Here is a 21,805-nt window from a genome sequence, read left to right as displayed (position 1 = left end):
AAATGGCAAATTTATGACTCCCAATCCCGCCATTATGCTTTCTGTGGAACAACTGGGCTACCGAGTCACAGTTGGTGATGTAGCCACCCAGATAGGATTAAATATAGCTGAAGTCAACCAAAGTTTATTAGCCCTTGCTGCTGACGCTGGGGGACATTTACAGGTTGCAGAATCAGGTGATGTTGTTTACCAATTTCCCAAAAATTTTCGGGATATTATCCGCAATAAATACTTGCAAATCCGGTTGCAAGAATGGTGGAAAAAAGTTTGGTCTGTGCTATTTTATCTAATTCGGATTTCCTTTGGCATTCTTTTAGTTACTTCTATTTTGCTGATTACTCTGACTATTATCATTATCATGACTGCTAGTTCAGATCGGGATAATGACAATCGCAGTAATAATTCTAGAGGTTTTAATTTCTTTTTCTTTCCAGATTTATTCTGGTATTTTAGCCCAAATCATCGTGATAGCTACCAAGAACGACGGAGGGAACGGGGTGAAAATAATGAAATGAATTCTTTTGAAGCTGTGTTTTCATTCCTCTTTGGTGATGGTGATCCTAACGCCAATTTGGAAGAACGTCGCTGGGAAGAAATTGGGGCTGTGATTAGTAATAATCAAGGTGCAGTAGCAGCAGAACAAATTGCTCCTTATTTAGATGATATTGGCGCAAAATATCAACAAGAATATGAGGATTATATGCTGCCTGTGTTGGTAAGATTTAATGGAATGCCCCAGGTAAGTTCTGACGGGCAAATAGTTTATTATTTCCCAGAATTACAGGTAAGAGCAAGTAAAAAACAGCGGCGCTCAATATCTGAATATTTGCATGAATTTTCCTGGAAGTTTAGTTCTGCCAGTTCTGGACAACTTATGCTCAGTGCTGGTTTGGGAGGAGTGAATTTTGTTGGGGCTTTAATCCTGGGTAATTTATTGAAAAATGGCACAATTGCGACTCAAATTGGGGGATTAGTCGCTTTTGTGCAAGGAATTTATGGACTTCTATTAGCTTATGGTATTGGTTTTTTAGCTATTCCTTTAATCCGGTATTTTTGGATTAAACGACGCAATGATCAGGTTTCTACTCGCAATCTTCAACGTCAAGAACGGGCTAGATTATTAGCAGGTGCAGATGATTCTTTGCAGAAGAAGATCGCTTTTGCTCGTGAATTTGCCACAGAAAAAGTTATTGGTAAAGAAGATTCTGTTTATTCTACAGAAGCAGATTTGTTAGAACAGGAATTTCAGAATAAGCAAATAGGGAACAGGGAACAGGGAACAGGGAACAGGGAATAGAAGAGAAATTTGCTTGTTTCTTCTTTCTTCTTTCTTTATTCCTCCTGACTCCTGACTCCTGACTCCTGACTCCTTCTTCTGCTACTTTGCTTGAATGGGTGTCAGGGCTACACCTTTGTAGTAATATCCTAAAATTTGCAGGTGGTTTGCACCACGTTTTGCTAATTCGTAAGCTCCCCATTGGCTCATTCCTAAACCGTGACCAAAGCCTAATCCTTGAAGAACAAAACCGCCATTTGCATCTTTACTAACAATAAACCGGGTACTTTTAATTTTGAGTGCAGTTCTAACTTCTTCACCTTGGAGAACTTTAGTCCCTTTATCACCAATAATTTTTAAGGATTTGACACTTTTGAAAGGTGAAAGAGTTTCGATAATCATGTCTTTGACATTACCAACACCGGAAATTCTGGCGCTAATTTCTCCTGGAGTGAAGGTTTTTACCCAGTTACATTCTTTGATCTTTTGGTCAAAGTCGGGAACAGCCCGCAGGTAAGGTTCTTTGCTAACCCAAACATCTTCAACGTTTTCAGTGTGTCCACCAGAACAAGCGTGAAAGACGGAAAGAATGATTTGGTTATTGTAGGTTAAGACTTTGCCTGCGGTGGTATCTGCTGCGGTGTAAGTTTTAGGAGATTCACTACTTACACCTTTATAAATTTGCCAACGGTCTGGACTATCCCCTAAATCGTAAACGGGATTTTTCCGCTGTCTTTCCCGTTCATAAAGGGCATAGGTACGGGCAGCAATGGCTTGGGCCTTGAGGGCTTCTTGTGGCCAGCTAGTGTCCATTTCCCCACCAATAACGCTGTAGAGATATTCTTCTAAATCTACCCAGTTCACAGCAGTTAAACCGTTGGCTGTGGGTACTACTAGGGTTCTACCACGAAACCAGCGATCGCCAATATAAACATATCCCTTATTGGTGGGTTCTATCCAAAATAACCCGGATTGCCATCTATCTAAAGCTACACCTCCTGGAACTGCTTGAGCCGCAAAGGCACTCATTCCTGGTAATTCTCCCAGAGTCTTACCACTACTATCTTTGACAATAGCGGTTGTGGAAGCGCCGACTTTTACCTGTTTGACTTCTCTTTCAATTGCCACACGCAGAATTACAGATGCTTGTGCAGGAGCAAGTAATACAAACCACATCAGGATACCTATCCACCAATGTCTACCTTTAATCTCAGAAAACAAATTGCCTAATAACAGTGGGAATTTCATACTAATTGTTTGATCACAAGCGTCTACTATTCTAGTTCAGCAATTCTCTAAACAGACAGATTGAGAACTGGAAACTCGGTAATTTTCTTTCTTCTTCCTTCTTCTGACTCCTGACTCCTGACTCCTGACTCCTTTTTTCATGGTGTCAATATTTGGGGAGCATCATAAACTTCATTCCCAATAATACCAATTAGATTTAACTTGCTTAAAATTTCTGTAGCTTCCATCAGTTTATTGGGAGTAACTTTACCAATGCGTCCTACCATAATAATCCCATTACATAAAGAAGCGACAATTCTACCATCAACTGTATCTAAAACAGAGGGCGCATCTATCAGCACTAAATCATAATTTTGGGCAAATAAATCCATTAATTCTTGCATTCGCTCAGAACTCAACAAATTTGCCACATCTTCTGGTATGGGTCCAGCAGTCAAAACATCAATAGCTGGGTGAATGGGTTGAATATAATTATGAAATGATGTATTAATATCATCAACAAGTAATAAAGATAAACCCCAATCATTGGTCAGCCCTAGAGTTTTATGTAAACTGGGAGAACGCAGGTTAGCATCAATTACTAATACTCTTTGGTGCATTCGAGCCGCACTAGACCCCAACCCTAAAGCCAAAGTTGTTTTTCCTTCTCCTGGTAGTGCAGAAGTTAACATCAATGATTTTAAAGGTAGAGAATTATTTAACATCTGAATATTCTGGTAAATAATATCTAAGTTCTGATGATTAGGTAAATTCTTAATAATTTCCTGATGAGAAATATCCAGATTTTTAGATTTATCTCTAACTATAGATTGGAGTTGGCTTGTCCAACTATCTTTACGTTTTCCTAATCTTGGTACTGACCCCAATAACTGAATATTTGTGAGATTTTGTAAGTCCTGAGTATAGAAAATTGCATTATTAAATTTTCCCCAAATTAAAGCTGCTGCTAAACCCAATATTGGCCCAATTAATATGCCGCCAACAATTAGCAACCAGCGCAAATTTCCTATATGTATTCCCAAAGCGGGTTCTTCTAAAATTTGCCAATTAAAACCTTCTTGAGCAATTTTTACACCTAATGAATTTTGCACTTGCGTCAATTGTTGCAGTGTTTTGCGATAAATTTCTACATTTGCAACTAACCTCTTATATTCTGTAATCAAATTTGGGTATTTACTCAGCAAGGAACGAACTTCTTGTTCGGATTTTGCCAAATCACGATCATGAGCAATTAGTCCTAATGTGTTCACTTTTAATTGAGTTAAATCATTTTCTAACTTAGGTATTATTTGTCCTGATGATTTTGATTTACTATTGATATCAACGGCTTTATTTTGTCCTTGTTGTTGTAATAGTGTGACGATAATTTGTTTTTTTTGTTTCAGTTGTTCAATAATTGGATATTTTTCTGTGTAAAGTATCCGAGCTTGAGTTAATTCCTTTTCTGTTTGCTTAAGTTCACGAATTAAGGCTTGATATTGGCGAGATTCAAGGGAATCATCAATATTTATTTGCTTTTGATGAGAAGAAGCAATTGCTTCTTCTATACTGTTATGTCGAGTCTGTACATCTTGCAGTTGAGCGCGAGTTTTTTGTCGCTGCTTTTGAATATCTGCTAAAGACTGTAGTAAAATTTTACTTTGTAAAATTGGATCAATTAAATTATTCTGTTGACGAAATTTTTCTAATTTTTTCTCGGCTTTTAATACATCTTTTTGCAGTTGCGGTAGATGGTTATTAGCAAATACTAACCCTTGATTAATCCGCTGATTTTTTTGATCGGTATTATAGTCCTGATATACTTTCTCTAAAGCTTGTAATACTCTTTTACTTTTCAGAGGATCTTTGTCTGTAAAAGAGATTGAAAATACTTGGTTTAAATTTTGATTAACTTCTGTATCTACTGGTAACTGAGTTAGTGATAAAGATGAAGTTTTATCAATTTTGCTGTTACTATAAATATCTTCTATGGTCATCTGTGGATAATCAGTATGAAGTAAATTTACAGCTTTTTGCACTAATTTAGCACTCAGCATTAATTTCACTTGACTACTGTAGTCAATAGATGATAACTGTGGTTTTTGTAAGTCTTTTGTCGTTTTTTCTGGCTTACTAGCTGGTAAAGATTTATCTGAATTATAACTTACCAATATTTGCATATAGCTTTGATAAGTTGGTTTACTAGTAATAGCTAAGAGGCTTGTTACTGACATAACCGCACAAGAAATCCCTAGAATAAACCAACGGTGGTGAAGTGCAATCGCAGTTATTTTTTTGATATCAACTACACTATGTGTATAGCTATTAAGCAATTTTTTTAACGTTATCGCATTTGTAGCCACAATTATATTCCTCTCAAATTCAATAATATATCTGGAAGAAGATGATAATTAGAAAACTTTTAGAGATATTTGATACTCAATGTTTTCTGTTTAATAATCAATACTTATTCTTCCTCTGATTACAGATATACTTAACAGAAAATATTCAGCAAGTAGTTCTTGGCTAATACCTTCAACTAGATATATGTCTAATCAGTGTGAGGAACATAAATTTTCTGCAAATATTTATCTTGGGAGGAGGTACCAGCAATACCTTTAGAGGATGTTTGAAAAGTGGTATTCCGTAATTTTCATCACATTGCTACCCCCCTTTCCCCTTGTAAAGGGGGGAAACAATAAAAATCCAGTTCCCTCCCCTTTACAAGGGGAGGGTTAGGGTGGGGTAAAAAATATTTGATACATCAACCATAACTTTTCAAACACCCTCTTAGCAAATTTAAAAAAGCTTTAATTCTTAGGTTGGGTTGTTCGCGTCAAAGTTGCGTAGTGATAGTGCTTATCCCTTGCGAGAGCCTAATATATGACTTAATAAATGCCTTGGGTTTTGCTTTGTTGAATCCAAGCGACAGAAGAAGAACTTTTTCCAGCTTGGTGCAATGTAAAAACAAAAAAGGCAAGCGTTAAAAACTTGCCTTCTATATAACTGGGGCGCTAGGATTCGAACCTAGGGATGGCGGGACCAAAACCCACTGCCTTACCACTTGGCTACGCCCCAATGAGTTCACTATAGAGAATATAGCAGTTCTCTTGGGATAATGTCAAGTGTTTTGGGAAAAAAGATTTTACTTAAGAAAGATCCCCGACTTCTTGAAGAAGTTGGGGATGTGCGGGGGTCTGAGTGGCTAAAATACGCGATGCTGTAGGGATGGCATTTGTCGGCGGACTTGTTCTAGTCTGGTAGGTTTGATTTCGGCGATCGCCACTCCCGGTTTTTCCCCAGCGTCTGCTAAAATGACACCCCAAGGGTCAATAATCATGGCGTGGCCATGAGTTTGGCGACGGTCATAGTTAGTACCAGTTTGGGCAGGTGCAATCACATAACAGGTATTTTCTATGGCTCTAGATTGCAATAATACTTGCCAATGATCTTTACCAGTAAAAGCGGTAAAAGCGGCGGGAACAAATAAAATATCTGCACCCTGACTTGATAAATGTCGGTACAGTTCGGGAAAACGGACATCATAGCAAATAGAAAGGCCAATTTTCCCCAAGTCAGGGGAAGCATAAACAGGAGGTAATTCCAGTCCAGCCATGACGGTACTTGATTCTTGGTAGGTATTACCATCAGGAACATTGACATCAAATAAATGGACTTTTTGGTAACGGGCGAGTTCTTGACCGTTAGCACCGATAAGTAATGCTGTATTATAAACCTTACCGTTATGATCCACAGGGATAGGGAAGCCGCCGCCGAGAATGGTAATTTGAAAGCGTTGTGCCATTTTGTGGAGAAATGTTTCCGTTTCTTGGGCGATCGCATTTCCTTGTGCTAGTTTATCTTTTTCTTCTCCCATAAAAGAGAAATTTTCTGGTAAACTCACCAATTCCGCACCCTGACGTACGGCCAAATCAATTAATTCTTCTGCTTGTGCCAGGTTTTTTTGCAAATCAGGCACACTGGTCATTTGAATAGCGGCGGCTAAATAAGACTTCATAGATTCAAAAACAAACGATAAATTGAGACAATGTAGATATTTGGCATTGGTGAATGAAAGTATGAATTTGCCTCACGCAAAGGCGCAAAGGCGCAAAGTTTAAGAGTTTCAGACATGGAATTTTTGCTTTTCATCTCTCAATTCAGCAACGCCAGATATTTAAATATATCGTCATATCATGCCATTTGAACTTCTAGAGTCACCGAGGTAGAAAGAAGGAGTTAAGAATAAGAATCTCTCAAAAATCGTTTCTTTAAAGCCAATAGCAGATTTTTCGCCATTTCTAAACCTTCTGCATTTTGCCAATTAGTTTTTTTATTTAACCATCTAATTTCTAGAGGTAACAGCGATAACTTATGAATATGACTATATATAGAATCTTTGCCAGAAAAATTTACCCATAAACCTCTATTAACCGGACAATTACGGTATTATTCAGTGGAATTACGGTTAATCCAAATACCTCTTATTCCTGCGGATTTTGCCCCATAATAATCATCTGTTATACTGTCGCCAATGTGCCATGCGGCTTCCGGTGAACACTTGTGCTTGTTTAAGGCAATTTTGAAAATTTCTGGATCTGGTTTAGCAGCACGGACTTGAGTAGAAATGGTCACAGAAGTAAAATATTCTTTAAGTCCTAAACCTTGCAATACTAAATACAAACGAGAATCGAAATTAGATAATATTCCTAATTCAATTCCTAAGCGTCGCCAGTTGATTAAAGCTAACTTAACATCAGGATAAACATACCACGGTTCGGGAGTCCCAAAGTGAATATAAAGTTCGGTAAAAAAAGCGGGAAAATCGGTAAATTGTTGGAGAACTCCTGCACCTTCAAAGGTATTTAAAGCAATTATCTGCCACCAATCATATTCACGCTGGGGAATATCTTTGATATCTGCATCAATAAATATCGGTGGTGGTGATGCTTTGAAGCTTTTCATAAAGTTTTCATCCAAAATTTGGGCGGAAACTTCCACACCAAATTCTTGGGCGATTTGTCGGTAAATTTCCCCAACACTACCTTTAACACCAAATAATGTCCCCACAGCATCTACAAAAATAACTTTAGGCCTTTTCATAAGAATTAATACTTTAGTCCGCAGCAGTCGCTAAATACATAGCCATAATATCTGAATTCGTCTAGTTTACCATTTCAGATCCCCGACTTCTTTGAGAAGTCGGGGATCTTTATCTTTAATTAGGGGATATTTAATTACTTGGAAATGGCTTCTATTATGGGGCTAACTAACCAATTAAAACCGACTTTTAATTGATGATTTAAAGTTGGTAAACGATACAGATAAGCCAGCCGACGGGCTAAGTACGCAAAAGATCCATCTAATTGCACACCTAACCCGGTGAGGGTGGCGTTATCTATTCCTAAAGCCATCATTTCTCCTAATGGTTGATAGCGGAAGGGGAGGAGGGGACGATTGGTGATGGTAGCCCAGATATTCCAAGCGGTATAATCAGCTTGTTGGAAAGCAACTTGGGCGGTGGCGGGGACTTGTTTTCCTTCTGCGTCGAGACAGTCGGCTAAATCTCCTAAAGCAAAGATTTCAGGATGTTCTAGCACCTGTAATTGCGGTGTGGTGGTGATTTGTCCACGCTGATTTTGCTTGAGGGGTAAGGCTGTGACAACTGGAGAAACTTTTGTTCCCACTGTCCAAATGACTACATCTACGGGAATGGTATCTACTTGATTTTTATACTCCAGAGAGATGCTATTTTGATCAATTGCTGCTACTTTGGTTTCTAAGTCAATAAATACGCCTTTACTATCTAAGGCTTTTTTGGCGGCTTCACGGTTAAATTCTGGGGAAGTGCGGAGAATTTGGTCGCTGAGTTCAATCAGGCGGAAACGTCCTTTTTCACCGATTCTATCTGCTAGTTTACAGGCTAATTCTACGCCGCTGTAACCTGCACCAACTATGGCGACACGGATTTTTTCGGGATTTGCTGCTTCGAGAATTCGCAGCCGTTCTTCTAATTTGTAGGCATCAGTAATAGTACGGAAAGGGTAAGCATGAGTGACAGCACCGGGAACTAAGTCTAGGGGGGTTTCGCCACCTAAGGCTAAGACTAAGCGGTCATAATTTAGTTCTGATTTATCTTGTAATTGAACTGTTTGCTTGTTAATGTCTATTGTGGAAACAGCGGCTTGGTGAAACTGGATTCCGGTTCCTTGCAGTAGTTCTGAGTAGGGTGGGGCGATTTCCCAGGTTTGGAGTTCTCTGGTGAGGAGTTCGTAAAGCAGGGGAGAAAAGACAAAGCGATCGCTCTGATCTACTAAAATAATCTCAGGTTTGGGTGTAGATTCCCAGGGTAATTGGCTTAAACGAAGCGCGGTGTAGAGTCCACCAAAGCCACCGCCTAGTATACAAATTTTTGTAGTTGCTTGAGTCATAATTTTTTTAGGCGCTAAATCCCAGTCAGATATTTATTTTAGTGTAATGTTTTATTACGGTTTCTTGCCATTAACCGACAATCCTGATATCTATCTTCATGCAAATCAAGACAAATGGTAATTTTATTTAAGAATCAAGATTTGAACGCAGATAAACGCAAATAAACGCAGATGAATTAATAGATTGAATAATTCTGTGTTAAATGTTTTCCATGACAAACTACATAGTCGCTAATACAAATTCTCCTTCGTTAACAGAGTTATTTATTGATGTATCATAAACCAAGCCTGTTTTCTCTGCATGAACATGAATAGTTATGGGTAATTCACCAATTTTATTGAATGTCAGAACTTGATATAGCAAATCTCCCTGATTTACTGAAGTACCTAATTCAGCTTTAGATAAAATCATTCCTCCTACGGGACTCCAATATTTTTTTAGTTGACTAAGTGAACGAAAGTTGGTTTGATGAGATATAGTTTTTGATTGGGTAAATTCCTGTATTGCTAAAATACCTTTTTGAGTTAAATAATTTTTAATTCCGCTCACTCCTTTAGTTACTGAATCTGGATTCATTTGCATTCCTGTTCCTAATTCTAAAGTCCATGCTTCTTTATCAAATATCATTTTTTGTCCGGTTAATTTTAATAAAGCATTCTCTAAAGCCAACCAGGGTTTCATGAATGATTCATCAAAAGCATCACCATCATATTCATCAAATAAAATGCTATAATTAAGGAGAAATAAATTAGCACTTTCTTCTCGATTTCGGAAATAATAAAGGTATTCTATTCCTTCTCCAGTGTGACTATGTAAATCAATGACGTAATCTGCATCGAAAGAAAGAGATTGCAGCTTGTAGCGATATTTATCAGTTAGTTGTACACTACTAGGGGCATTGATTTTATCTAAAAGACTATCGAAACTAGATTTAATTTTTTGGGAAAAGTTATATTTAATTGTACCTATATCTAAACCAATTTGAGAACGGGCAAATTCTTCTATGTCATCATGTTGTTTTTCATAATCCCAAAAAATTCTATTCCAATTTTGACTATCATAAATATTGAATCTACCTGTTGAAAAATTATGAGTTCGCTGGTTAACAGCTAAGGGATTACAAACAGGTACAAGCCAAATTTCTCCTATTATCTGAGTATTATTTAATGTCGTTAAGAAATCAATGATTTGGTAAATGACAGCATTACCAACAATTTCCGCACCGTGTAAGTTAGATTGGATATATACTTTTTTACCAGATTTAGCACCAATAAATTTATATACCTGGAGAGAAAGAAACTCCCCAGAAGCAAGTTGAAAAAGGGGAATAGTTGCAATAGTGGGAATCATCAATCAAATCCCTAGTCAAACTAATAAACAGTTTACTACAAAATCCTAATTATTGAATTAGTTTTGTATCACTATCTTGAGAATAAATGTCTAATTTATTTCAGATAAGAGACTTCCAAGAAATAAATTATCCTAAGAAACGAACCACAGAGGCACAGAGTACACAGAGAGAGAATTTCTGCATCAGTTTTGGGACATTTTTTTATTTGGAAGTCTCTAAGGTTTTAAATTGTTCCTCACTAATACGTCCTGCTGCATATAAAGTTTCTGTAATTTCAGAAATTGTTAAAACTGCGTGTGCTTGATAACCATTTTCTCGCAATCTGTCTTTTACACCTTGCTCATGGTCCATAAATACTACAATATCATTGACATTTAATCCTGCATATTTTAACTTTTCTGCTCCTTCCATTACGCTTTTACCACTGATCAGAATATCATCAACAATGACAACAACTTCTCCAGGATTAAAATTACCTTCAATTACCTTGCGGGTTCCGTGTGCTTTTACTTCTTTGCGGGGAAAAATCATCGGGGAATTTAGATGTAATGATAATCCAGTAGCAGTAGGTAAAGAACCATAAGGAATACCAGCTATTCTATCATAAGTTAGGTCTTTAAGAATCTCTGCATAAGCAATTACTATCTGATGAAATATTTGGGGATTGGAAATGATTTTACGGAGGTCTATATAATAGGGAAAGGTAGCTCCAGAAGCTTGGACAAATTCACCAAACATGATACAACCAATGTCATAAAGTTGTAGAATTAAATCTAAAAGCGGGTGTTTATTTAACAAACAAACATCAGGAAACCAGACGGAACAAGTGGAGTTTTCTTGGGAAATTTCAGTTCTGAGATGATTAATTTCTGCCCTTAAAGATTGCAGTTGTGTAGATAGATTTTCACTCCCTAACATATCTTGAGAAACGGGAAGAAGTAACCCATCACCATTATAATTTAATCCCGCTGATAGCAAGTTTTTAAGATTACCACCTTCAGACCAGATGCTGCGGGCTAAAATTGTTCTTTCTGGTGCTTCTTTGCGAATTTTTGCTAAAATATCTGGCTGAATAGTTCCTACTTCTAAACCTAGTTGTTCAGGTGTTCCCCAGTTTTTTGCTTCTTTGACTACTTGTAAATAAAAAGGTGATTCGGTTGTAGGGTATTGTTGTAAAATTGCCGCACCTGGATTAGAAGTTGTACACAAAATAAAAACGGCTTTATCGGGATAAACTAAAAAGGGTGCTACGTGATCTTGTCCTGCATAAGGACTCAATGTAATCGCATCAATCTGCCATTCTTCAAAAACAGTTTTAGCGAAAATTGTGCTAGTATTAAGATCGCTATGTTTAGCATCTAATATAATCGGAATGTGGGCAGGAATAGCTTTTAAAGTTCGTTGTAGTAATTCCCATCCCGGAATACCTAAAGCTGCGTAAAATCCCAGAGTTGGTTTATAGGCACATACTAAATCACTGGTTTGGGAAATAGTAAATTCTAACCAATTCCACAGACTATCAATCATACTTTTGGGATCTGATTTCTGGGAATATCGTTCAGGGAGCATTTCTGGATTAGGATCTAGTCCTACAAATAGTAAACTCTGATTTTGAGCGATCGCCCCATTCAATTTATCGTAAAATTTCATAAGTTCTCCTAGCAATATTTTAACTTTAAGGCATTTACTAAAATACTAACCCGTTTTCTCTACCATGATATCATGAATGGTAACATGATTATCCGTATATGCGTTAATCTGAGGTTAGTATTATCATTCCCTCCCATTTTGCTAAAATCTTATCACTAATTCCCGGTACTTTATCTACATCTTGTAAAGAAGTAAATTTTTGCTGTTGACGGGCTATAATTATCCTTTGTGCTAACTTTTCACCCACACCAGGAAGAGTTTCTAATTCTGCTTGACTTGCTGTATTGAGATTAATTTTAGTGGTAATTGGATTTACGAAAGATGATGGTTGTTTAATTTGAGGACATTTTTTAACTTCTGCATCTATTTTAGATTTAACATTTGCTGGTAGGCCAGGTTTTATTTTACCATAAAGCCGATTAAATTCCCGTTGATAATGTACTGATACTGTGGGATTTTCAATCACTATTAATGTTTCATCATTGCCATGATTAGCAGCTTCTGACCAATTATGTGAACCTGTAATAACAGTTTTGTTATCAATGACGGCAAATTTATCATGTAATAAATCTCCTTTAGGTAAAATTGGCACTCCCACTGTAGAAATGGGATTTTTCCAAGGACGGTTATCAACTTCATATTTACAGTTATCACTTAAAGCAAATCCCATCATATCCAAAGCTTCACTGTAGGGACGATAAGCAAATTGTGGTGCAATTAAAGCCCGAACTTGGACATTTTGATGATGACGTTCTTCTAGAATATTGGCAAGTTGTTGATCTGAGAATACAAACAATGCTAAATCAACAGTTTTTGTACTTTTAGATAAAGTTTTAGCAATTAATCCATTACTGCTAATACTCCAAGGTTGAGTGGGAGAAATTGGAGAAAAATGAACTGTAACTTTACTGTTACCTAATATGATTGTTTTTGGTGCGCGGACAGGTTTCTTAACACCAAATTTACTATCTGGTTTTCCTCCTACTCCGTCACCCCACATAATATTAAATTCTTCCGTGAGTAAACTTGCTAATTCAGAACTATCAATTTTTAGTAAATTATTGGCATTTCCTAAACTACTAGAATTACTAAAATCTCCAGACGTATCACTTAAAGTAAAATTGGCAGAAGTAATAATCACAAACCGATGATCAACAATGACAAACTTATGGTGCATTAAACTGCTACCCTTTGAACCATCAGCAGTATCATCAATCCAAGGAATATTGGCATTTTGAACAATAGCTAAACCATCCCGTTGACTAATTTCCTCCGGTGTGATTTGATGATCTTGATTAATATCCACAAATTTCCGAAATTCTTGATATCGTTCCTGTTCTTTTTTTTCTAACTTAGTTATTTCCGCAGCAGTAAAACTACTCCAAGTCCGAGAATAATTACTTTCTAGAATCAACCTTATTTTTACGCCATCCTTTTGTTTTTGTGCTAATATTTGAGCAACTTTTGGTAAACGTAACTCTTGGACAGCAATATCAACAGTAAATTTAGCTTGAGAAATAGTGTCAACAATCTGCTTTTCTAAATCATCCCCCAAGCGGGTTTGCTGACGATAAGTCTCTTGATATTCCGAAGATTGGGAATTATTGAAGTAAACTTGAATTAAAGAATCTTGAGGTAAAGGTGCTAAACGCTGATTTGATGATTGCACTTGTTGACAACCACCTAAAGTGAATAGCAATAAAAAGATATAAGAAAAATAGCGGATTTGTGGGAAAATAAACACAGTAATCTGATCAAAGTAAATTACAGCGATTTTAATGTATTTATATCACACCCTGCATTAACTTCTTTCTTCCTTTGCGTCTTTGCCCCTTTGCGTCTCTGCGCGAAACTCTTATTTATTAATTTTTATGCAAATATATCTAGATTACAGTGCAACTACCCCAACTCGTCCAGAAGCGATCGCAATTATCCAAAAAATCTTAACACAACAGTGGGGTAATCCTTCCAGTTTACATGAATGGGGCAACCGTGCCGCCTTGGTTGTGGAAACAGCTAGAATCCAAGTAGCAGGATTAATTAACGCAGTTCCCGAATCTATTATTTTCACGTCTGGGGGAACAGAAGCGGATAATTTAGCGATTATGGGAGTGGCACGATGTTACACTACTCCCCAACATATGATCATTTCTAGCGTAGAACATTCCGCCATTTCAGAACCGGCGAAAATGTTAGAAAATTGGGGTTGGGAAATTACCCGTTTAGGTGTAAATCATCAAGGAAGAGTCAACCCCGAAGATTTAACCGCAGCTTTACGAAATAATACTGTTTTAGTATCTGTGATTTATGGACAAAGTGAAATAGGAACAGTTCAACCAATTGCTGAATTGGGGAAAATCACGAAAACACACGGCGCTTTATTTCACACAGATGCAGTGCAAGTTGCTGGACGTTTACCGCTAGATGTGCAGACATTACCCGTAGACTTATTGAGTCTATCCAGTCATAAAATCTATGGCGGTTTGGGTGCAGGGGCGTTATATGTGCGGACTGGAGTGGAATTAATGCCGCTGTTGGGTGGAGGTGGACAGGAGAAGGGACTGCGTTCAGGGACGCAAGCAACGCCCGCTATTGCTGGATTTGGAGTAGCTGCGGAGTTAGCAGCCCAGGAATTGGAGACGGAAACAGGGAGATTAATCCTATTGCGCGATCGCCTCTTCACCATTCTAGCAGATGTTCCCGGTTTAATACCCACAGGTGACAAAATTCATCGTTTACCCCATCATCTCAGCTTTTATTTAAAAGCAGCCGACGGGGAAAAAATCAGCGGTAAAACCTTAGTAAGACAGTTAAATTTAGCCGGAATTGGTATTAGTGCAGGTGCGGCTTGCAATAGTGGAAAATTAAGCCCTAGTCCCATTTTACTAGCAATGGGATATTCTCAAAAAGCGGCTTTAGGAGGAATTAGATTAACTTTAGGGAAACAGACAACAGCAGCCGATATTGATTGGACTGGAATGGTTTTGAAACAGATTTTGCAGAGATTAATCCCAAATTGAATTGTCAATTGTTTACCAATTAAACACCTAATAATTTGTAGATAATGTTATTGACAAGAGTAAGCGCAAAAGCACCTAAAATTGCGCTCCAAATGCCATAACGTAACCGGAAACCATCTACTAACCAAGCAGCAATACTAAAACAAGCAACAGCAATCATGAAAGTGAAGATACCAGATAATAAGTCAAAGGTGGCTAAATTTGGTATCACAAACAAAACTTTGAGAACTGGCTTAACTAGTGCTGTAATAATACCTAAAACTGCGGCGGAAAAAATTGCCTTTTCTGGAGTATCAATTTCCACTCCTAAAGGTAATTTACTAATAATCCACAAGCTAACAGCCGTGACTAACCAAACAATTAACAGCGTCGTAATATCCATTACCAGAACCCCACAAAACGTGAATGTTGATATGACGATAAATTACCTGGTTGACTTGGTTTCTTGATCTAAAAATCTTTGTAGCTTAACCAATTATTTATAAATTAGCAGCATTTTTGATGAGAACTTAAATTTATTCTAGATATCTTTAGGTTTACTATAAACCACCAGATCCCCGACTTCTTAGAGAAGTCGGGGATCTGACTTTTGCACGGAATTCTTTGTCTTTTATTTACCACCGTAGAAAAAAGCAATTTCCTTTTCTTTTAAAGGTGCAAAACCAGCTTCAACCAGCTTTTGATCAAGTTCAGCTTGGGGGATGTGTTTAGCACCAATGCGAACAATGCGAGAACGCATGGTATTGGATACACCGCTGCGTTGTCTGCTTGATTCTAAACCCATAATTTGTTCATATAGGTCTAATTTAACTATGGGAATAGGAGAACCATCAAAATCAATTCCCCTTGATATCGCTCTATCAATAGCATCAGCACCCGTGGTATTTTCAGTAGTCATGGTAACGTATTTTCAGAGATGTTGAAATATTTTACCAGGGAATAGGGAACAGGGACGGTTCAGCTAGAATAAATTTTTCCGCTATTTCTGCTATATAATTAACTTATCGCTTGATTAATTTACATTTAAAATAATTAAACAGCATAAAGGAGGTGTAATGATCATGCAGGCTATTTTTTGGACCATAGAAGAAGTTGCCCAAAGGGCTAAACAATTTTACGAAAATGGCATTCGTCAACAAGTGGAATGTGATGATCACATTGGCAAAATGATTGTAATTGATGCGGAAACCGGCGAATACGGAATTGATAAAACTGGCGTAGAAACTGCATTAAAGTTAAAGCAAAAGAAACCAAATGCCAGATTATTTACGATGCGGATTGGTTATGATGTTGCTGTCAGCTTTGGGGGAGCGATTGAGCGTACTGTCAAATGATTTACGGGAGATTGATTGATAGCAAAGCGATTGTGCCAGTAATTTTCCGTTTACCGACACAACGAGATTTTTCTATTAATTTTATTATTGATACTGGATTCAACGACCATCTTACCTTACCACCACAAGCCGTCAGCGCGATGAATCTGCCGTTATATTCCACTACGCTTGCTAGATTAGCCGATGGTAGGGAGACGTTGTTATCTATACATTTAGCAACAATTGTTTGGGACAATCGAGAAAAAGTAGTTCCTATTTTAGCATCTGGTTTTAAACCTTTATTGGGAACGGCTTTGATGGCAGGATATCATCTGGAGATTGATTTTGAAGAGAATGGTTTAGTTTCGTTAGAACAAATCCCACCCTTGATTTCATAGATTCAGGATGAGGGTCGATCTGCTTAGAGCAGTGCTTCACTATCGCACTTTAAGCTGTCTTGGCGATCTCTGCTAGTTTGATTAGTCCTTTAGTTGTCAAATCTTCATCAATGGCGTACCAATGAATACCATAACCAGAGGTCGAAATACGATACATTTTGCGCTCCATATCTGTTGCTTGAGCAAGTCGCTTAGATGCTTGAATAATTGGGATTTGATAAGTTTTTCCATCTACTGATAGAATCATCACCTCTCCATTAAAGTCAATATTTGATATGTTGTATTGCTTATCCATTTTGCCAATTCCTAAATGTTTGCCATTCATCTACTATTTCATCAAAGTTTTGCAAGATGATCTTCTTGACTTCCCGCGTGTCTCGTGATGACATTTGATATGAATAAGCCTCACGAATCTCGTACAGATCGATGTCTAGCCAATATTTACATTCACTGTCTCCTTTCTGCACATGAATATGAATCGGCTCATTTCCCTCGTCTGAATAAAAGAAAAATCGCCATCCCCTTATATATAGAACTGTTGGCATTTGCTTTCACCTCACCACATTTTAGCATATTGTCTTAATACTAAAATTAGTGTAACTGAGCGATCGCATCTATAATACTTCTATTTTAGTGGTAGAAAACTTTATTTGTTGGGTTACGCTATCCCTAACCCACCGAATTTAATCATAAGGTTGGTGCGTTACACTCCGTTAACGCACCCTACAGGATCTTCGGTAGCGTCACATCTTATCGTTTTTCTTCCGTTAATATCAGAGATTTTGGAAAAATAGAAACCTTATAAATTCGAGATTGGAGTAAGTAATATTACAATATTAGGTTGATCTATTTGTGAGGAAACAAGCGATCGCACTTATCAACCACGGACAAAAACGTAGGGTGGGTTAGCAACAGCGTAACCCACCGAAAATCAGTAAATAAACACACATAAGGTGCGTTACATTTCATTAACGCACCCTACAAGATCTACAAGATCAGGCGATCGCACTATATGATACTATTAAAATTGAAGTAAGTAGGTAAACAGGAAAATTTAAAGGTATGTAACGGTATGTAAAGTTGTCTCAATGCAATATTCTGATTGAGTTTCAGCCATTTTACAAAACGCAATACCCCTCATTTTTATTTTGTTTACCTACTTAATCCACAACCAAGCTTTTCAAAGGGGTGCTAATTAATAAAATAAGTAGAAAAGCACAAAAAAACAAAATATGTAACAAAAAGTAAAAATTATCAAAACCTATTCCCTATTCCCTTGTCATAAAGACAATTTTTAACGCCAACTTACTTAACATGGATTTAAAATTATATCAGGCAACTGAAATTGCTAACCAAGCTGTTTTGACAAAATTTTATAGATCATTAACTGATGTAGAAATAATTGTCATTAAGGGAGCTTGGGAACGACAAGAATATAGTCAAATAGCGAGCAAACACAATTACACAACCAGTTATCTTAGTCAAGATATTGCACCCAAACTTTGGAAATTATTGACAGAAGCTATAGGAGAGAAAGTTAAAAAAAGTAATTTTAAAGAAGCCCTAAAACGATATTGGGAAAAGCAATGTTGGAATAGGCAATTTACAGATAAATATTACTTACTAAGCCAAGCTAAACACAGCTTACTAAATACAAAATTATATATAGATCGCTATTTTCTCGAATTTATTTGCTATGAAAATCTCTTGCAACCTGGTTCTTTAATTTGGTTAAAAGCACCTAGATTAATGGGCAAAACTTCCTTAATGGAGCGGGTATTACTGAAGTTATCCAAGGAAGACTATCGCATAGTTAGTTTAAGTTTAGATATGGCAGATAAGAAAACTCACTTTGGAAACTTGAATAAATTTCTACGCTGGTTTTGTCTGAATCTCAGTCGAGAACTCAACCTACCCAATCGCTTAGATGACTATTGGGATGAAGAAGGGATGGGTGCTAAAATAAGTTGTACAACTTATTTAGAAACATATTTATTAGCAGCAAATGATAGTCCTTTAGTTTTATATATAGATGATGTAGATGTGCTTTTTTCCTATCCTGAACTTTATGAAGAATTTTTTGGATTGTTGCGTTCTTGGTATGAGAAAGCTAGAAACCGTTCCCACTGGAAAAAACTCCGGTTAGCGATCGCCTATTCTACGGACATTTATATGCACGCAAATACTAATCAATTGCCTTTAAGTATAGGATTAATCATAGAATTACCAGAATTAACTAAAGAGGAAGTTCAGATATTTGCCCAACAATATGGATTAGTACAAGATTCATTTTTAGTAGACCCCTTAATACAATTAGTAGGTGGTCATCCTTATTTGTTGAAATTGGCATTTTGTCACCTCAAAAATTATCCAGATATCACCCTACACAAGTTGTTATCAGAAGCCTCTACGAATGCAGGTATTTATCGTCATTATTTAGGCGAACACTGGTTGAAGTTGCAACAGCAACCAAAACTGATCACAGCATTTCAAACAGTGATTAATTCTCCTCAACCAGTGCGATTGGAAATAATATCAGCTTATCATTTGAAAAATATGGGTTTGGTAAAGCTTACGGGTAATGAAGTCGAGCCGCGTTGTCAACTATATCGGAATTATTTTGGGGATGTAATGAGGAGTTAGGCAAATAAACTCTTATTTGCTATTTTTGATGATTAGCTTGCTTATCTTCTAAACGTTGGAATAATTGACTTACAGGAGATTCAAACTCTATATTTCGTTTTTTCATAGACCCAATAGTGGGAATTGGAAAATTGATCACAAAATTGCCCAATTGCATACCCAATGGTCTTAAATGTCCACTTTTTAAATCTTCTCTAAAACCTTCAGGTGGTTTTTTAAACTTATCTTCAAACCATTCACAAGTTGTTGCAGCAAGTTTATCCTTTTTGAACGCAGTTAACCCCATGAGATTAAATAAATCACCTTCTTTAATTAAGGCATAGGTTTCATCTGGGGTTGGTTTGACATTCACACCTAAGCTAATAACTATACCTGCTAAAGGTTGGGGGATAGCACTCTCAAGACCTGTATTTACAGGAGCTAATAGTAAAGAGGGTTGATTCTTAATAAAGATGCTAGTGATTTTAATGTTATCTTGCAATTGGTCGAAATTGGCTTCTCGCTTAATGTAATATTTAATTAATCGTTCAGCCTCTTTACGCTTGATTTCTAAATCACTAATCAGAATTAAGAGGTCTGTAAATATACTTTCGACCTTACCATTAATATTTTCTTGAGAACCTTTTGTATTCGCTGATCTAACTGTTGAATCAATAAATTTCCTCAAGTTTTGAACATTATGAGGATATTGAGGATCACTAGGTTCACCAACAACAGGTAAGGCACTAAAGGCTTCCAAAAGCGCAATATATTTACAACCAATACTATGACCTAGCCAGGAAAAGTTTTGGTCACTCAAATAGGGTTCATATTCATAGCCAGCAAATATTGCTCTTCTGACAAGTTCTGGCATAATTTCATACTGTTCTCTGATTAAAAAGCCAGCCTCAGCATAATGGTCAAACGTAAAATTGAATGGTAAAATTACAATCGTATAACCATCATTAAATAAACGCTGAAGTAGAGAACGGTAGAAGAACATTGGAAAAAATGTACCAAATAAAGCTCCACCGATAAATTGAATTACTCCTTGAGGTTTTGGGTGTAGAGCTACCCAGCTATGAGAAACAGGTTGGAATTTCATAGTTAAACTTGTACCGTTTATTTTTTGTAAGAAATTAAATCCGTCTTAACTTAAAATGTGCTATTTTGCAGCCATAGCAGTCACAAAGATGGTTATAAGAAGGGGACTGAACCCCTCCTTAATTAAAATTTGCTAGATAATAAATTGTTTTACTTCACACTAACCAGGAGTGAGAGTCTTTCTTGCATTGACAAGATAGATGAAATTGCCAGTTCTAGGAAAGTATTGAAATGGTGCTTGACGTGCTGGCTGTTGTAATTGACGTGGAAGTAAAGGGAAGATTTGTTGGAAATCAGTTGTAACTTTTTCAGTAGCGCCTGAAACTAAGAAACAAGCTGAGTTGGTTTTTTTCTTGCCAGTAGCTTGGTCATAGAAAAGTTGTGAAAATGCCTTGATGGTCAAATTATCTGAAGGAGAAACATAGACCAAGTATCCGTTTGCATCTAATTCATTAGCCTTTGATTCTGCTGCTCCTACATTATCAAAAAAAGCAATTGCAGTTTCTTCAATCTTCAGAGGGCATTGACTTGAAGGTTTTCCAGCTACTACAGTGTATATTCTGCCGTTCAAGGGAGCGTCAATAGTGAAAAGTGTGTTAGTTCCAGGAGTTACAGCACTTGCAGCTTGGAAATCAAACCAACCTTCAGTAAATGAGCCATTAGTTCCGTTGTTCTTTCGACCCTGTTCGAGTATTGGTTGATAAGCCGCTGGAAAATCGCTTAAATTTTCAGGCAACCTCGCACTTAGGTCTAGATTGGGAATAGCTACATCATATTTCAAGATATTCTTATACACGTTCACTCCTTCTGCCTGTTGTTCTGGAGTGACGTAAAGGGTGGTTATCCCACGAGATGGAGGCTGAGGAGCTTGTTGAGCTAATAGTGTGAATTGAGAAAAAACGTCAATATCAGTTTTAGCAGCTTCAACTGGGTCAATTGCACCTCTTCTGATTCGACTCAAGTATAGGCCGTTATCTGCTTTGAAAGCCACTTTGCCGTCTGGCAGTTTGACCAGATTAAAGCTAGTAAAAGGAGGATCAAGTTGTGGTTTAGCAGCTTCAATTGAGTCAATTGCACCTCTTCTGATTCGACTCAAGTATTGACCATTATCTGCTTTCAAAGCTACTTTGCCGTCTGGCAGTTTGACCAGATCAAAGCTAGTAAAAGGAGGATCAAGGTTTGGTTTAGCAACTTCAATTGCGTCAATTCCACCTCTTCTGATTCGACTCAAGTATTGACCATTATCTCCTTGCAGGGAAATAGCTTTAGCATTGTTAACTCCAACAGTGAAGAAAACACCAAGAGCAAAAACAACTGTCAATGTTGCAGAAATTAGGGTCTTGAAATTTTTTAACATTTGCTTACCTTCTAGACTAACTGAAGATGTAGTTTTTTCTTCCCACACTATTTAG

General features: G+C 37.1%; 19 protein-coding genes and 1 tRNA gene. 5 read left to right on the top strand and 15 right to left on the bottom strand.

Features of this window, described 5'->3' with window-relative positions; translation table 11 throughout:
• Window positions 1–13: 13 nt before the first annotated feature.
• A complete protein-coding gene (locus tag HGD76_RS09515; RefSeq protein ID WP_168695636.1) occupies window positions 14–1,297 on the top strand; it encodes a hypothetical protein in 1,284 nt (427 codons plus the stop codon).
• Between the two features lie 81 nt (window positions 1,298–1,378).
• Here HGD76_RS09515 and HGD76_RS09510 read toward each other — a convergent pair whose 3' ends face one another.
• From HGD76_RS09510 to HGD76_RS09470, 9 genes are all read right to left on the bottom strand, one after another.
• Complete coding sequence (locus HGD76_RS09510) at window positions 1,379–2,524, bottom strand: SpoIID/LytB domain-containing protein (protein WP_041457843.1); 1,146 nt, start codon at window positions 2,522–2,524, stop codon at window positions 1,379–1,381.
• A 137-nt stretch (window positions 2,525–2,661) separates the two neighbouring features.
• Window positions 2,662–4,866 (bottom strand): GumC family protein, encoded by a 2,205-nt coding sequence (locus HGD76_RS09505; protein WP_210967758.1) that lies wholly within the window; start codon window positions 4,864–4,866, stop codon window positions 2,662–2,664.
• 643 nt (window positions 4,867–5,509) lie between these two features.
• Window positions 5,510–5,581, bottom strand: a tRNA-Gln gene (locus HGD76_RS09500).
• A gap of 127 nt (window positions 5,582–5,708) precedes the next feature.
• The gene (locus HGD76_RS09495) at window positions 5,709–6,521 is read right to left on the bottom strand and encodes a carbon-nitrogen hydrolase family protein (protein WP_148762241.1); all 813 of its coding nucleotides are present in this window, start codon (window positions 6,519–6,521) and stop codon (window positions 5,709–5,711) included.
• A gap of 431 nt (window positions 6,522–6,952) precedes the next feature.
• A complete protein-coding gene (locus HGD76_RS09490) occupies window positions 6,953–7,606 on the bottom strand; it encodes an HAD-IA family hydrolase (RefSeq protein ID WP_168695635.1) in 654 nt (217 codons plus the stop codon).
• 134 nt (window positions 7,607–7,740) lie between these two features.
• Complete coding sequence (locus HGD76_RS09485; protein WP_168695634.1) at window positions 7,741–8,934, bottom strand: NAD(P)/FAD-dependent oxidoreductase; 1,194 nt, start codon at window positions 8,932–8,934, stop codon at window positions 7,741–7,743.
• Between the two features lie 220 nt (window positions 8,935–9,154).
• A complete protein-coding gene (locus HGD76_RS09480; protein WP_168695633.1) occupies window positions 9,155–10,285 on the bottom strand; it encodes a M14 family metallopeptidase in 1,131 nt (376 codons plus the stop codon).
• Window positions 10,286–10,487: 202 nt separating this feature from the next.
• Complete coding sequence (locus tag HGD76_RS09475; protein ID WP_168695632.1) at window positions 10,488–11,936, bottom strand: bifunctional orotidine-5'-phosphate decarboxylase/orotate phosphoribosyltransferase; 1,449 nt, start codon at window positions 11,934–11,936, stop codon at window positions 10,488–10,490.
• Window positions 11,937–12,039: 103 nt separating this feature from the next.
• A complete protein-coding gene (locus tag HGD76_RS09470; protein WP_168695631.1) occupies window positions 12,040–13,680 on the bottom strand; it encodes a DUF655 domain-containing protein in 1,641 nt (546 codons plus the stop codon).
• Window positions 13,681–13,807: 127 nt separating this feature from the next.
• Here HGD76_RS09470 and HGD76_RS09465 point away from each other — a divergent pair, with 127 nt between their 5' ends.
• The gene (locus tag HGD76_RS09465) at window positions 13,808–14,956 is read left to right on the top strand and encodes a cysteine desulfurase family protein (protein WP_168695630.1); all 1,149 of its coding nucleotides are present in this window, start codon (window positions 13,808–13,810) and stop codon (window positions 14,954–14,956) included.
• Window positions 14,957–14,975: 19 nt separating this feature from the next.
• On the opposite strand, the gene HGD76_RS09460 is transcribed toward HGD76_RS09465, so the two are convergent.
• Window positions 14,976–15,338, bottom strand: coding sequence for a phage holin family protein (locus tag HGD76_RS09460; RefSeq protein ID WP_015079313.1), 363 nt, complete (start codon window positions 15,336–15,338; stop codon window positions 14,976–14,978).
• A gap of 228 nt (window positions 15,339–15,566) precedes the next feature.
• Window positions 15,567–15,854 (bottom strand): small RNA NsiR4-regulated ssr1528 family protein, encoded by a 288-nt coding sequence (locus HGD76_RS09455; RefSeq protein ID WP_168695629.1) that lies wholly within the window; start codon window positions 15,852–15,854, stop codon window positions 15,567–15,569.
• 163 nt (window positions 15,855–16,017) lie between these two features.
• Here HGD76_RS09455 and HGD76_RS09450 point away from each other — a divergent pair, with 163 nt between their 5' ends.
• Both HGD76_RS09450 and HGD76_RS09445 read left to right on the top strand, forming a co-directional pair.
• Entirely contained in the window at window positions 16,018–16,290 is a 273-nt protein-coding gene (locus tag HGD76_RS09450) for a hypothetical protein (RefSeq protein ID WP_027404065.1), read from the top strand.
• Window positions 16,287–16,667 (top strand): clan AA aspartic protease, encoded by a 381-nt coding sequence (locus tag HGD76_RS09445; protein WP_053539946.1) that lies wholly within the window; start codon window positions 16,287–16,289, stop codon window positions 16,665–16,667. The genes HGD76_RS09450 and HGD76_RS09445 overlap by 4 nt, the downstream gene beginning before the upstream one ends.
• 49 nt (window positions 16,668–16,716) lie before the next feature.
• Here HGD76_RS09445 and HGD76_RS09440 read toward each other — a convergent pair whose 3' ends face one another.
• Together HGD76_RS09440 and HGD76_RS09435 are read right to left on the bottom strand one after the other, a co-directional pair.
• Window positions 16,717–16,962, bottom strand: coding sequence for a DUF2442 domain-containing protein (locus HGD76_RS09440; protein ID WP_168695628.1), 246 nt, complete (start codon window positions 16,960–16,962; stop codon window positions 16,717–16,719).
• The gene (locus HGD76_RS09435) at window positions 16,955–17,212 is read right to left on the bottom strand and encodes a DUF4160 domain-containing protein (RefSeq protein ID WP_053539948.1); all 258 of its coding nucleotides are present in this window, start codon (window positions 17,210–17,212) and stop codon (window positions 16,955–16,957) included. Before HGD76_RS09435 ends, HGD76_RS09440 begins: the two co-directional genes overlap by 8 nt.
• A gap of 769 nt (window positions 17,213–17,981) precedes the next feature.
• Here HGD76_RS09435 and HGD76_RS09430 point away from each other — a divergent pair.
• Window positions 17,982–19,310, top strand: coding sequence for an AAA-like domain-containing protein (locus HGD76_RS09430; RefSeq protein ID WP_168695627.1), 1,329 nt, complete (start codon window positions 17,982–17,984; stop codon window positions 19,308–19,310).
• Between the two features lie 19 nt (window positions 19,311–19,329).
• On the opposite strand, the gene HGD76_RS09425 is transcribed toward HGD76_RS09430, so the two are convergent.
• Window positions 19,330–20,394 carry a DUF1350 family protein gene (locus tag HGD76_RS09425; protein WP_168695626.1) on the bottom strand — a complete coding sequence of 355 codons (1,065 nt, stop codon included), beginning with the start codon at window positions 20,392–20,394 and terminating at the stop codon, window positions 19,330–19,332.
• 159 nt (window positions 20,395–20,553) lie between these two features.
• Window positions 20,554–21,750, bottom strand: a complete 1,197-nt coding sequence (locus tag HGD76_RS25305; protein ID WP_233467151.1) for a fascin domain-containing protein — start codon at window positions 21,748–21,750, stop codon at window positions 20,554–20,556.
• Between the last annotated feature and the right edge of the window lie 55 nt (window positions 21,751–21,805).

The sequence above is a fragment of the Dolichospermum flos-aquae CCAP 1403/13F genome (assembly GCF_012516395.1).
GTDB classification, from domain to species: domain Bacteria; phylum Cyanobacteriota; class Cyanobacteriia; order Cyanobacteriales; family Nostocaceae; genus Dolichospermum; species Dolichospermum lemmermannii.
The sequence above is the reverse complement of the archived record's forward strand: the minus strand, read 5'-3'. Positions and strand labels throughout refer to the sequence as shown.